Source organism: Streptomyces sp. 150FB (genome assembly GCF_000818195.1).
Lineage (GTDB): Bacteria > Actinomycetota > Actinomycetes > Streptomycetales > Streptomycetaceae > Streptomyces.
This window is the reverse complement of the sequence record NZ_JTHL01000001.1, coordinates 1,009,715-1,023,758: the sequence shown is the minus strand read 5'-3', so window position 1 is coordinate 1,023,758 and position 14,044 is coordinate 1,009,715. Positions and strand designations below refer to the sequence as shown.

The window sequence follows — 14,044 nt, the reverse complement described above, 5'->3', positions numbered from 1 at the left end:
GCAGCGGCCGCCGGAGAGGCGGCGTACGCCCCGGCGAGCTGGTCCCACGCCGAGGTCAGCCAGTCGGCGGCGAGCGCGGCCGGCAGGCTGCCACCGGTGACGAACCCGAAGTAGCGCGGACCGGCCGAGGCCACCAGCCCCGGCCCGGCGGCTGCGACAAGATCGTCGACGACGGTCAGCGGATCGGTGGGACCGGCGGGCAGGGGTCCGTCGAAACGGGCACGGATCTCCGCCGGGTCGACGGGGACCCCGACGGGGCGCCGGTCCAGCCCCGCCAGGTACTGCTCGGCGTGGCCGAGGGTGTGACGCAGCAGCTCGCGCATGGTGGCCTCGGGGTCGGTGGGTCGGGTGGGTCGGGTGATGCTCCAGCATGAACCACGGGTCGACGCCTCGAATACGGGTAGGCGCCGAGCGTGATCACGGACACACCCCGGCCGCTCCGCGCGTGCCTCGTCCGTGCTTACGCTGGAAGCGCTTCGACCGCCGGACGAGCCGGATCGACGGACCGGATCGTCGGGCCGCCGGAAGCTGAGACACCGCACAACCCGGAGGAGTAGGAATGCCGCAGGACGAAGAGGTTGTGATCAGCCCCTCGGGCTGGGTCGCCGAGCAGGCGAAGACATACGAGGAGTCGGGCGGGACCAAGGGCACCGACCTGAACGGCTCGCCCTGCCTGCTCCTCGACTACCGGGGCCGGCGCACCGGCGCATGGCGCCGTACGGTCCTGATCTACGGGCGCGACGGCGAGGACTACCTGATCGTGGCGTCCAAGGGCGGGGCGGACGAGCACCCGCTCTGGTACGTGAACCTGGAGGCGAACCCGGACGTCAGCGTGCGGGTCGGCCCCGAGCGCTTCACCGCTCGCGCCGAGACGCTGGGCGCCGAGGACCGGACCCGCGTGTGGCCCGGACTTGTCGAGGTCTACCCTCCGTACGCCGACTACCAGCTCAAGACGGACCGCGAGATCCCCGTCGTCCGCCTGCGCCGCACCGGCGGCTGATCCTGCCGGACCTCACGGGAGGGCGCGTCCCCGCGGTTGCCCGGGGACGCGCCCTCCCGCGCGAAAAACGGCTGACGGCGCCGGCCGCGCTGCTCACGGGAACGACGCGTACCCGTCCCGGCTGCTCACCGCCGTAGCGGAGGTCATGGGTCGGACAGAACCCCGGGCACTTCGTCGGCCCCGCCGGCTTCGGCGGCAACGCGCAGCCTGCCGAACTCCTCCGCCATCGTCCCCACCGTCCAATGCGCGTTCAGACCGCTCGGGTTGGGCAGCGCCCAGATCCTGGTGGAACCGATCGTCCGCTCCTGAGGACCTATCCGGGCCTTCTTGTCGTTGAAGACGGTGCGGTACGCCGTCACCCCCACCACCGCCAGCCACCCGGGCCGCCACTTCTCCACTTTGGCGGTGAGGATCCTGCCGCCCTCGCGGAACTCCTCGGCGCTCAGCTCGTCGGCCCGCGCGGTCGCGCGCGCCGCCGTGTTGGTGATGCCCAGGCCGTACCGGAGCAGCTCGTCCTGCTCGGCGGGGAGCAACTGCCGCTCCGTGAAGCCCGAGAGATGCAGCACCGGCCAGAAGCGGTTGCCGGGCCGCGCGAAGTGGTGGCCCGTCGCCGCCGACATCAGGCCGGGGTTGATGCCGCAGAACAGCACCCGGAGACCGTCCCCGATCACATCGGGGATCACCCGGTCCCGGGCCGCGTCCAGCTCTTCCTGACGCATCCCGGGGTCAGAGGATCGATCCGGGCGTGTACGCGGCGGCCTCGGGATGCTGTTTCACGATCTCCTCGACGCGTGAGACGACAGCGGCGATCTGGTCACCGGCCGCACCGGTGAAGGACAGCTTGTCGGCCATCAGGGCGTCCAACTGGCCACGGTCCAGCGGCATCCGCTCGTCGGCGGCCAGCCGGTCGAGCAGTTCGTTGCGCTCGGCGCCCTGCTCCCGCATCGCCAGCGCCGAAGCCACCGCGTGCTCCTTGATGACCTCGTGGGCCGACTCGCGGCCGACCCCCGCGCGTACGGCGCCCATCAGGACCTTCGTCGTCGCGAGGAACGGCAGGTAGCGGTCCAGCTCACGTGCCACCACGGCCGGGAACGCGCCGAACTCGTCGAGGACCGTCATGAACGTCTCCAGCAGCCCGTCGAACGCGAAGAACGCGTCCGGCAGCGCCACCCGGCGGACCACCGAGCACGAGACATCGCCCTCGTTCCACTGGTCGCCCGCCAGCTCACCCGTCATCGACGCGTAGCCGCGCAGGATCACCATGAGGCCGTTGACGCGCTCGCAGGACCGGGTGTTCATCTTGTGCGGCATCGCCGACGAGCCGACCTGGCCGGGCTTGAAGCCCTCGGTGACCAGCTCGTGTCCGGCCATCAGCCGGATCGTCTTCGCCACCGAGGAGGGCGCGGCCGCGAGCTGCACCAGCGCGGTCACCACGTCGTAGTCGAGGGAGCGCGGGTAGACCTGGCCGACCGAGGTGAAGCCGTGCGCGAAGCCGAGGTGGCCGGCGACGCGCCGCTCCAGCTCCGCCAGCCGTACGGTGTCCCCGTCCAGCAGGTCGAGCATGTCCTGCGCCGTGCCGACCGGGCCCTTGATCCCGCGCAGCGGATACCGGCCCAGCAGGTCGTCGAGGCGCCCGTACGCCACCAGCAGCTCGTCGGCCGCCGTCGCGAAGCGCTTCCCGAGCGTGGTCGCCTGCGCGGCGACGTTGTGCGAACGGCCCGCCATCACCAGCTCGCCGTACTCACCGGCCAGCTTCCCGAGCCGCGCCAGCACCGCGACCGTACGGTCGCGCATCAGCTCCAGCGAGAGCCGGATCTGGAGCTGCTCGACGTTCTCCGTGAGGTCCCGGGACGTCATGCCCTTGTGCACCTGCTCATGGCCGGCGAGGGCGTTGAACTCCTCGATCCGCGCCTTCACGTCGTGCCGGGTGACCTTCTCGCGCTCGGCGATCGACGCCAGGTCCACCTGGTCGACCACCCGCTCGTAGTCGGCGACGGCCGTCTCCGGCACCTCGATCCCGAGGTCCCGCTGGGCCCGCAGCACCGCCAGCCAGAGCTGACGCTCCAGCCGTACCTTCTGTTCGGGGGACCACAACACGGCGAGCTGCGCCGAGGCGTAGCGGCCGGCAAGGACATTGGGGATGCGAGGCTTCGCAGGCAGGGCAGTCACGTGAGCCAAGCATACGGGCTTTCCAGGCAGGCCGTGTCACGTCCACACCGCGCGGATAGTCCCTGGTCAGAGGCGCACGGCTCACTCCGCCTCACGCGGTCGGCGAGGAATCCACGAGGAGGACCGGATTCCCGCGCGCCTGAGCCTTCGTCCGGCCGATCGGCGCCCGGCGGCCGATTCCGCGGTCGGTGAATCCCGGGCTTTCCGTAATCGCCGCTCCGGGTCCCGGAAACCAACGTTCGTCCAAGGAATCCGTGGGCCCTGTTGAGGCGACCAACGCCCTTTGGTAGTGGCATTTTCATACTTAAGTTGAGCGTGATTGCACTTTGCCGCAGGAGGGAACTCTCCCTGGAGTAGGACGAGTTGCCAGGGGAGGTGTTTCGACTGTCCGAAGACGGTCCGCGCCGCATTGTGCGTCGCCTCGCCTATCCGGTGCTGTTACTGGCCATGGTCGCCGTCGCGGCGGCAGCATTGTTCCTCCGTCTCGATACGGGCCCTGTCACCGCGCTTTTCCAGGCAAGCGTCATTTCCTACCTCGCCCTGCTGGAGCGCGTGATCCCCTATGACCGTGAGTGGCATCCGAGCCGCGGCGAGTGGGGGCGGTATCTCATATATTTCCTGCTGACCGTGGCGGGGAGCGTCGTCGCACAGTTCCTGGTGGCGGCCCTCGTGGGGATTTTCTCCCCGGCGGACCCCAAGCTGCCGCTGTGGGCCGACATTCCGTCGGCGCTGGCCGTCGGCTCCTTGGCCAGTTACCTCTTGCACCGTCTGAGCCACGCGAATCCGTTGCTCTGGCGGCTGCACGGAATTCATCATGTGCCGGACAAGGTGAACGTCGGCAACAACGGCGTCAATCACATCCTCGACATCGTGCTGTCGCAAGGAGTGGTGCAGCTTTCCCTGGCACTGCTCGGCTTCTCCCAGGAAGCCGTCTTCGCTGTAGGACTCTTCGTCATCACCCAGGGCTATTTCACCCACGCCAATATCGACGTACACATCGGTGTGCTCAACCACCTTCTCGTGAGCCCCGAGCAACACCGTCTGCATCACAGCACCGATCTCTCCGAAGCCGGCCACTACGGCTCGGATCTGGCTGTCTGGGACAAGATGTTCGGCAGCTACACCTGGTACACCGGCCGGAAACCGGCCCAAGTCGGTCTGCACGACCCGGCATCCTTCCCGAGGACCGACGCCGTCCTCGCCAGCCAGGTCCAGCTCTGGCGTCGCCGCGCGGTGTCCGACCGGCAACCCGTCTGACGCCGACTCCCGTTCGCTCCATGCCACTTCAAGGACTCGCCCATGCCCGCGTCACAGCACACTGCCACGCGTGAAAAGATCGCGATCATCGGAATCGGCTGCCGGCTGCCCGGCGGCGCATCCGACCACCGCACCTTCTGGCGGAACCTGCTTGACGGCAAGGACTGCATCACCACGACGCCGTCCAACCGGTACGACGTCGCGACACTCGCCAGCCGGGACAAGGGGAAACCGGGCCGGCTGGTCGGTGGGCGCGGCGGATACATCGACGGCTTCGACGAGTTCGACCCGGCCTTCTTCGGCATCAGCCCGCGTGAGGCCGCCCAGATGGACCCGCAGCAGCGCAAGCTGCTGGAAGTGGCCTGGGAGGCGTTGGAGGACGGCGGGCAGAAACCCGCGGAGCTGGCGGGCCAGGACATCGGTGTGTTCGTCGGCGCGTTCACGCTCGACTACAAGATCCTCCAGTTCTCCGACCTCAGCTTCGAGACGCTCGCCGCGCACACCGCGACCGGCACGATGATGACGATGGTGTCGAACCGCATCTCGTACTGTTTCGACTTCCGCGGCCCCAGCGTCTCCGTCGACACCGCGTGCAGTTCTTCCCTGGTGGCCGTGCACCTGGCGTGCCAGAGCCTGAGCCGGGGAGAGAGCTCGCTCGCGCTGGCCGGCGGTGTGCTGCTGCACAGCGCCCCCCAGTACACCATCGCCGAGACCAAGGGCGGCTTCCTCTCCCCGGAGGGCCGGTCCCGCACCTTCGACGCCTCGGCCGACGGCTACGTCCGGGCGGAAGGCGTGGGTGTGGTGGCTCTCAAACGCCTGGACGACGCGTTACGCGACGGCGACCCGGTCCACGCGGTGATCATCGGCAGTGGCGTCAACCAGGACGGCCGCACCAACGGCATCACCGTCCCCAGCGCCGACGCCCAAGTCACGCTCATCGAGCGCGTCTGCGCCGAGGCGGGCATCACCCCGGGCAGCCTCCAGTACGTCGAGGCCCACGGCACCTCCACCCCGGTCGGCGACCCGATCGAGGCGGGCGCTCTCGGCCGCGTACTGTCGATGGGCCGCCCGCCAGGTGCGCGCTGCTACGTCGGCTCGGTCAAGACCAACATCGGGCACTCGGAATCGGCGGCCGGCATCGCCGGGCTGATCAAGACCGTGCTCAGCCTGAAGCACCGCACCATCCCGCCCCACATCAACCTCGACGTGATCAACCCCGCGATCGACCTCGCTTCGCTGCCGTTCGAGATCCCGACTCACACGGTGCCCTGGCCCGACCACGAAGGGCCGGCGCGAGCGGGCGTCAACTCCTTCGGCTTCGGAGGTACCAACGCGCACGTGCTGTGCGAGGCCGCGCCCGTGGACGAGGCGCTCCGCGTACCGAAGCCACGTGCCGCGCGCTCCGGCCACGCCATCCTGCCGCTGACCGCGCGCGACCCCGGCCTTCTCTCCGAGGTCGCCGAGAACATCCGGCAGGAACTCTCCGGCGTTCACGGTCCCGCCGTGTCCCTGCCCGACCTGGCCTACACCCTGGCGCGCCGTCGCCAGCATCTCGAATCGCGGCTGTCGGTCGTCTACGACTCACGCGCCTCGCTGACGGAAGCCCTCGACGCCCACCTGCGGGGCGAAGCCCACCCCAGGGTGCTCCTGGACCAGCGGCGTGAGGAGCGGGACCGGCGGCTGGTGTGGGTCTTCACCGGCATGGGGCCGCAATGGTGGGGCATGGGACGCCAGTTGTTCGAGACGGAGCCGGTCTACCGCGAGGCGGTCGAGGCGTGCGACCGCGAGCTGCGCGAGCTCACCGGCTGGTCGCTGGTGGAGGAACTGGGCGCCGGCGAGGCCGACTCCAGGATGAGCGAGACATGGCTGGCGCAGCCCGCCAACTTCGCCGTACAGGTGGGCCTCGCTGCCCTCTGGCGCAGCCGCGGCGTGCGACCGGACGCCATCGTCGGGCACAGCACCGGTGAGGTCGCCGCGTTCTACGAGGCCGGTGTCCACACGCTGCGGGACGCGGCCAGGATCGTGGTTCACCGCAGCCGCCTGCAGCAGAAGCTGGTGGGCACCGGCGGCATGCTGGCGGTGAGTCTGCCGGAGGCCGAAGCCCTGCGGCGCGTACGGCCGTACGCCGGCCGCGTTTCCGTGGCCGCGGTCAACAGCCCGACCGCGATCACCCTCGCCGGGGACGAGCACGCGCTCACCGAACTCGCCGCCGAGCTCCACGCGGAGGGGGTCTTCGCCAAACCCCTCGCCGTGCGGGTGCCCTACCACTCCGCGTGCATGGACCCCATCAGGGACGAACTGCTCTCCTCGCTGGCCGGTCTTGAGGCGCGACCGGCCCGCGTACCGCTCTACGTGACGGCGGGCGAGGACGCGGCGGGCCGGATCGCCGAGGGCCCCGAGCTGGGCGCCGGCTACTGGTGGCGCAACGTCCGCGAAAGCGTCCGGTTCGGCGAAGCGGTCGACCGCCTCGCCGACGACGGCCACGGTGTCTTCCTGGAGATCGGCCCGCATCCGGTGCTCGGCCATTCGATCAACGAATGCCTCGCGGCCCGGGGCGGCGAAGCGCGGACCCTGCCGTCGATCCGCCGCCAGGAGGACGAGCGCGAGCGCTTCACCCTCTCCCTCGCGGCGCTGCACAACCTCGGCGTCGACATCGCCTGGGACGTCCTGCACCCCGTGGGCCGGCCGGTGACCCTGCCCCGCTACCCCTGGAAGCGGGACCGGTACTGGACGGAGCCCAAGCCGGTCGAGCAGATCCGCCTCGGGCGCCTGGACCACCCGCTGCTGGGCCGCCGCCTCGCCACCGCCGAACCGGCCTGGGAGGCCAGGCTCGACGTCGAGTCCCTGCCGTATCTGGGGGACCACCGGATCCAGGGCAGCGCGGTCTTCCCGGCGGCCGGTTACGTGGAGATGGCGACGCAGGCCGTCCGGGCCATGACCGGCGGCGACGCCGACCTCATCGACATCGAGCTGCGCAAGGCACTGTTCCTTCCGGTCCTCCCGGCCGGCCCCGGGAGCCCCGCGGGCGAGAGCGCGAAAGTGCAGCTCTCCTTCTGCACCGAGGACGCCGCTTTCACCATCGCCACCGTCCCCGGGAGCGACAACGGCGAGCGGGTCGTGCACGCCCGCGGTGTCGCGCGTTCCGCCCAGCGCCGACGCCCCGGAAGCGCCCCCCGGCTCGACATCGAGGCGGTCCGTGTGCGCACCACCCGTCGTCTTGACGGGGAGGACTGCTACGCCGCGCTGGCCGCGCTCGGCTACCACTACGGGCCGGCGTTCCAGGGCATCGAAGACGTGTGGATCGGCCCCGACGAGGCGCTCGCCCGCATCCGGCCGCCCGCCTCGATCGGCGATGACGCCGCCCGGCACCATCTGCACCCCGTACTGCTCGACGCCTGTTTCCAGGCGCTGCTGACACCGCAGCTCCTGCGGCCCGTGGGCTCCGAGGCCGCCCCTGGCACCGGCATCCGGCTACCGCTCTCGATCGGCGAGGTACACCTCGACGCCGTCGGGGACCAGCCGCTGTGGGCGCACGCCGTCCTCACCAGCAGCACCGACGGCGAACTCGTCGGCGACATCACCCTCCACGCCGACGACGGCACCCCCCTCGGCCGTGTCAGCGGATTCCGCGCCGCCGACGTCGAGAAGGCGTCCGCCGCCGTGGGCCTGAGCACCATCGACTCCTGGCTGGCCGACATCGCCTGGGTCGAGACCCCGTACGACCCCGGGTCCGCTGAGACATCCGAGACCCCCGTCCAGGACTGGCTCGTCTTCGCCGACGCACAGGGTGTCGCCGACGAACTGGCGGCGCTGATCACGGCCGCCGGCGGGCGCTGTCACCTCGTACGGTCAGGCCCGGCCTACCGCATGGCCCCGGAGCAGTCTGAGTCGACGGTCGTTCCGGGCTCCACCGACGACCTGGAGCGCCTGTTCGCCGAGCTGCACGCGAACGGCTCGGGGCCGTACGACCACGTCGTCCACCTGTGGAGTCTCGACCTCCCCCCGGTCGACACGCCACACACAGCGGCCGCCCTCCGCGAGTGCGCGAGCCTCGGCGGCTACTCGTTGGTCACGCTCGCCCAGACGCTGCCGGCCCACCACCCGGGCGCCAGGCTGCACATCGTCACCCGCGGCAGCCAGGCCGCGGTCCCCGGTGATCCGGCCGAGCCGCTGTCCGCGCCGGCCTGGGGCGTCGGCCGTGTGCTGGGCCAGCAGGAGCTTCCCGCCCACCGGGGCACGCTCATCGACCTCGACCCCGTCCCGGGCCGTGACACCGCAGCCCGGGCGGCGGACGCACGGGCCCTCATGCGGGAAGTGACCGCGGCCGACGCCGAGGAGGAGGTCGCCCTGCGCGGCGGCCGCCGTTACACCAGCCGCCTCACGCCGGTCTCCGACCTGCCCCGCCCGCTCCCGCTGCGGCTCCGCGCCGACGGCGCGTACCTGGTGACCGGCGCGTTCGGCGCGCTCGGCCGGCTCCTGTGCCGCCGGCTCGTCGCCCGAGGCGCCCGCAGTCTGATCCTCGTCGGCCGCACCCCGCTGCCCGGCCGCGAGCACTGGCGCGGCCTCGACCCGGACTCCGCCGCCGGCAGCCGCGTCCGCTTCGTCAAGGAGCTTGAGGGGCTCGGCGCCCAACCGGTCGTCGCGCCGCTCGACATCAGCGACGAGACGAGCCTCACCGCATGGCTCGCCGACTACCGGCAGCGGGAATCGCCACCGATCCGCGGCGTGTTCCACCTCGCCGGCCAGGTCCGCGACACCCTCCTGCCGGAGATGGACCGGACCGCCTTCGACGCCGTGTACGACCCCAAGGTCCTCGGCGCGTACCTCCTGCACCGTCATCTGGCGGACGAACCGCTCGACCACTTCGTCCTCTTCTCCTCGATCGCCTCGCTGCTCACCACCGCCGGGCAGACCAACTACGCCGCGGGCAACGCCTTCCTCGACGCGCTCGCCCACCACCGCCGCGCCCGCGGCCTGCCCGCCCTCAGCGTCGACTGGGGTCCCTGGGCCACGGGCATGATCGAGGAGCTCGGGCTGATCGAGCACTACCGCACCCAACGCGGCATGAGCTCGCTCTCCCCCGAAGCGGGCATGGCCGTCCTCGAACGTGTCATCGGCCAGGACCGCGCCCAACTGCTCGTCGCCACCGTCGTCGACTGGCCGGTCTTCCTCGCCTGGTACGGGGCACCGCCACGGCTCGTCACCGACCTGGCCGCTGCCGCGAGCGGAGCGGCCGACGCGACCGACGCGGCGCGCAAGGACGGCAGCGACCTCGAAACCCTGCACGCCGCCTTCCGGGACACCGACACCGCCACCCGTCGCGCGCTGCTGACCGACCGCTTCACCCACGTCGCCGCCGGCGTGCTGCGGGTGCGGCCCGACCAGATCGACCCCGCGGCCGGTCTCGGCACACTGGGCCTGGACTCCCTCCTCGCGATGGAGCTGCGCTCCCGGGTCCAGGCCGACCTGGGCATCGCGCTCCCGGTCGTCGCCCTGCTCAGCAACGCGCCCGTCAGCGACCTGATCAGCCAGGTGTACGACGGGCTCGCCGATCTGGTCGCCGCCGGTACGGACGACGCCGGTAAGAACGACGCCGCTGCCGCGAGTGCCGTCGAACTCTTCCACGACGAGGGGCAGCACCCTCTCACCCAGAACCAGAAGGCGCTGTGGTTCCTCAAGCAGCTCAACCCCGACGGTTTCGCCTACAACATCGGCGGAGCGGTCGAGGTGCGCGTGGAGCTCGAACCCGAGCTGATGTTCGCGGCCTTCCGCACACTGGTCGAGCGTCATCCCAGCCTCCGCGCCAACTTCACGTACCACGCGGGCGGGCCCGTACAGAAGGTCGCCCGGGCCGAGGAGGCGGCCCTGCGGCTGGACGTCGCACTCTTCGACGTACAGGACCTGGAGTGGGACGCCATCCACGCACTCATCGTCCGTGAGTACCGCAAGCCGTACGACCTCGAACGCGACCCGCTGGTCCGCCTGCGCCTCTTCAAACGGGGGCAGGACCGCTGGGTGCTGATGAAGGCCGTGCACCACATCATCTCCGACGCGATCTCGACCTTCACCTTCATCGAGGAACTCCTCGCGGTCTACGAGGCCCTGCGCCGGGGCCGCACGCCCGAACTGCCGCCCGTGTCCGCCCGCTACCTCGACTTCCTCAACCGACAGAACCAGTTCCTCGCCGGCCGCGACGCCCTGCGGATGCTCGACTACTGGAAAACCCATCTGCCGGCCGATGCCCCCGCCCTCAACCTGCCGACCGACAAGCCCCGCCCGGCCGTCCAGACCCACAACGGCGCCTCCGAGTTCTTCGTCCTCGACGCCGACCTCAGCGCCCGCGTCCACGCCCTGGCCCGGGAGCACAACGTCACCGTCTTCATGGTGCTCATCAGCGCCTACTACCTGCTGCTCCACCACTACTCAGGGCAGGACGACATCATCGTCGGCAGCCCTGTGACGGGCCGTACCCAGGAGGAGTTCGCCGGGGTCTACGGCTACTTCGTCAACCCGCTGCCGCTCCATCTGGACCTGTCCGGCTCACCGACCGTCGAGCAGCTCCTCACCCGCGTCCGCGATGTCGTCCTGGGCGGCCTGGACCACCAGGAGTATCCGTTCGTGCTGCTGGTCGAGAAGCTCGGCCTCCAGCACGACCCGAGCCGGTCCGCCGTCTTCCAGACGATGTTCATCCTCCTCACTCACAAGGTCGCCACCGAGAAGTACGGCTACCGCCTGGAGTACATCGAACTGCCCGAGGAAGAAGGCCAGTTCGACATCACCCTGTCGGTGTACGAGGACGAGGCCGACCGGCGGTTCCACTGCGTCTTCAAATACAACACCGACCTGTTCCTCGCCGGGACGATGCGGCAACTCTCCCTCCACTACGTCAACCTGCTCGACGCGCTGACCCGGGCCCCCGCCGCGGGGCCCGCCGGCCGGCTGGAGATGCTGGGCCCCGAAGAGCGCGAACGCATCGTCGGCGACTGGAGCGGAGCAGCAGCGCCGGCCGCCACGCCCACCGAGCCGGTCCACCAGCTCATCCGCCGGATCGCCGCCGAGCGGCCCGAGGCGATCGCCGTCTCGGCCCCCGCCGAGGACGGCGCGAACCACCGGCTGACCTACCAGGAGCTGGAGCGCCGCAGCCGCGCCCGCGCCCGGCGACTGCGTGCGCTCGGCGTCGCCGACGGGGCCGTGGTGGGCGTATGCCTGGACAAATCGCCGGAGCTGATCGTCACCCTGCTGGCGGTGCTCATGGCCGGCGGTGCGTACCTGCCGCTCGACCCCGACAACCCGGCCGACCGGCTCGCGTACATGGTCTCGCACGCCGGAGCCGCGCTGGTGCTGGTCGAAGCCGACGCCGACGACGCCGCACGCGAGCGTTTCGCGGACCTGCCCGTCCGGGTGCTCGCCCTCGACGACCTCACCGAGGAGCCCTCCCCGGACGCGCCGGACCAGGCCGTCGACATGGACGGCCCCGCCTACGTCATCTACACCTCGGGCTCCACCGGCCGCCCCAAGGCGGTGCCGGTCAGCCACCGCAACCTCGCCTCGGCCTACGAGGCCTGGCGCGTGGAGTACCGCCTCGACCGCGATGTCACCGTCCACCTCCAGATGGCGAGCCCGTCCTTCGACGTCTTCACCGGCGACCTGGTGCGCGCCCTGTGTTCCGGCGGCACCCTGGTGCTCGTCGGACGCGAGCTGCTGTTCAACACGGCACGGCTGTACGCCGCCATGCGACAGGAGCGCGTCGACTGCGGCGAGTTCGTGCCCTCCGTCGTCCGGGGCCTGATGGCCCACTGCGAACACGACAGCAGCCGGCTGGACTTCATGCGTCTGCTGATCGTCGGCTCCGACAGTTGGAAGGTCGAGGAGTACGAGCGGCTGCGTGCCCTGTGCGGCCCGGAGACCCGCCTGGTCAACTCCTACGGCCTCACCGAGGCCACCATCGACAGCACCTGCTTCGAGGGACCCGTGGACGGCCTGGCGCACAGCCACATGGTCCCGATCGGGCGGCCGTTCCCCGGCACCCAGGTGTACATCCTCGACGGGCACGGCGAACCGGTGCCGCCCGGCGCCCCCGGCGAGCTCTGGATCGGTGGGGCGGGCCTCACCACCGGATACGTCCGTGACCCGGAGCAGACCGCGCACCGCTTCGTCACGCGCACCCTCAGCCGCGAGAAGGACGCCCGGCCCGTGCGTCTGTACCGCACCGGCGACCTCGCACGCTGGGACAAGGACGGGGGAGTGCGTCTCATCGGCCGCGCCGACTCGCAGGTCAAGGTGCGCGGCCATCGCGTGGAGATCGGCGAGGTCGAGTCGCACCTCGCGCGGTGGCCCGCGCTGGCGCGGGCGGTCGTCACCCTGCGCCCCGCCGGGCGCGGCGAGAGCACACTGTGCGCGTACGGCGTGGCGGCCCCCGGCACCCAACTGGACTGGCGGCAGCTCCGCCGCCACCTCGCGGGTCTGCTGCCGACGTATCTGATCCCGTCCTCCTTCACCGAGCTGCCCGAACTGCCCCTCACCCTCAGCGGAAAGGTCGACACAGCGGCGCTGCCCGCGCCCCGGTACGCCGCCGCCGACGAACGGCACGAGCCGCCCTCGACCCTCTACGAGACGCGGATGGCCGACCACTGGACGGCGATCCTCGGGCTGGAGCGGGTCGGTCTCCAGGACGACTTCTTCGAGGCCGGCGGCAGCTCCATCAAGCTGATCGAACTGATCCACGGCCTGCAGAACGAGTTCAACATCAGCGTCCCGGTCAGTCATCTCTTCAAGGTGACCACGCTGCACGGCATGGCCAGAACGGTGGAGCACATCATCACCGGCCGTCTTCCGGGCGCCCAGCCCTTTCTGCGGTTCAACCGCGACGCCGGATCCGTCCTCTTCTGCTTTCCGCCCGCAGGTGGCCACGGACTGGTCTACCGGCTGTTCGCGGCCCAACTGCCGGAGTACGAACTCGTGGCGTTCAACTACGTCACCGGCGACGACAAGGTGCACCGCTACGCCGACCTGATCGACTCCCTCCAGCCACAGGGTCCCTGCGAGCTGCTCGGCTACTCACTCGGCGGCAACCTCGCCTTCGAGGTCGCCAAGGAGCTCGAACGCCGCGGGCGCGAGGTCGGGGACGTCGTCATTCTCGACTCGTACCGCATCCCCGCCTCCTTCACGGTCAGCCGCGAGCACCATGAGGACTTCGAGCACGAACTCCGCGAACACCTGCGCAAACACACCGGGTCCGAGCATCTCGCGCGGGAGACCCTCGACCAGGCCAGGGACTACATCGGCTTCTGCGGCCGCACACCGAACCTCGGCGCGGTGCGCGCCGCCGTCACCGTGATCTCCGACGAGCGGAAGGTCGCCTTCTACGCGGCCGGGGAACGCGGCGCCTGGCACGGCGGCTCCACCACATCCACAGCGGTGCTACGGGGCTCCGGCGCGCACGCCGACATGCTCGACCCGGGGCACATCGAACACAACGCCGGCCTCACCCGGACCGTCCTCGCGCGAACCCCCGGCCACACGGCCCCCGGCCACGCGGCCGGCATCGACGAACACGCGGCTGCCGTGGGATGTGAGACCTGTGGTGCGTGACACCGTGCCGGAGCGACGCCGGCAGAC

Annotated in this window: 5 protein-coding genes and 1 pseudogene; 3 read left to right on the top strand and 3 right to left on the bottom strand. The window is 70.7% G+C overall.

The genetic code is table 11. The annotated features are described in order from the left end of the window. Positions 1-323, bottom strand: a pseudogene (locus tag QR77_RS48230) (aspartate aminotransferase family protein); the annotation flags it as partial. 236 nt (positions 324-559) lie between these two features. Between QR77_RS48230 and QR77_RS03885 the strand changes: the two are divergent. Then, positions 560-1,000: a nitroreductase family deazaflavin-dependent oxidoreductase gene (locus tag QR77_RS03885; RefSeq protein ID WP_040019682.1), complete on the top strand. Its 441-nt coding sequence runs from the start codon at positions 560-562 to the stop codon at positions 998-1,000. A gap of 143 nt (positions 1,001-1,143) precedes the next feature. On the opposite strand, the gene mug is transcribed toward QR77_RS03885, so the two are convergent. Continuing rightward, the gene (gene mug / locus QR77_RS03880; RefSeq protein WP_040019681.1) at positions 1,144-1,719 is read right to left on the bottom strand and encodes a G/U mismatch-specific DNA glycosylase; all 576 of its coding nucleotides are present in this window, start codon (positions 1,717-1,719) and stop codon (positions 1,144-1,146) included. A 7-nt stretch (positions 1,720-1,726) separates the two neighbouring features. Then, entirely contained in the window at positions 1,727-3,160 is a 1,434-nt protein-coding gene (gene purB / locus QR77_RS03875; RefSeq protein ID WP_040027259.1) for an adenylosuccinate lyase, read from the bottom strand. Positions 3,161-3,616: 456 nt separating this feature from the next. Here purB and QR77_RS03870 point away from each other — a divergent pair, with 456 nt between their 5' ends. Beyond that, entirely contained in the window at positions 3,617-4,426 is an 810-nt protein-coding gene (locus QR77_RS03870; protein WP_078876471.1) for a sterol desaturase family protein, read from the top strand. Between the two features lie 42 nt (positions 4,427-4,468). Further along, positions 4,469-14,017, top strand: a complete 9,549-nt coding sequence (locus QR77_RS03865; RefSeq protein WP_052488514.1) for a non-ribosomal peptide synthetase/type I polyketide synthase — start codon at positions 4,469-4,471, stop codon at positions 14,015-14,017. Positions 14,018-14,044: the final 27 nt, after the last annotated feature.

What these genes read in the sequence shown, in the direction of transcription:
- QR77_RS03870 (WP_078876471.1), top strand. Translation starts at nt 3,617, where the DNA reads ATGGTCGCCGTCGCGGCGGCAGCATTGTTCCTCCGTCTCGATACGGGC.
- QR77_RS03885 (WP_040019682.1), top strand. Translation starts at nt 560, where the DNA reads ATGCCGCAGGACGAAGAGGTTGTGATCAGCCCCTCGGGCTGGGTCGCC.
- mug (WP_040019681.1), bottom strand. Translation starts at nt 1,719, where the DNA reads ATGCGTCAGGAAGAGCTGGACGCGGCCCGGGACCGGGTGATCCCCGAT.
- QR77_RS03865 (WP_052488514.1), top strand. Translation starts at nt 4,469, where the DNA reads ATGCCCGCGTCACAGCACACTGCCACGCGTGAAAAGATCGCGATCATC.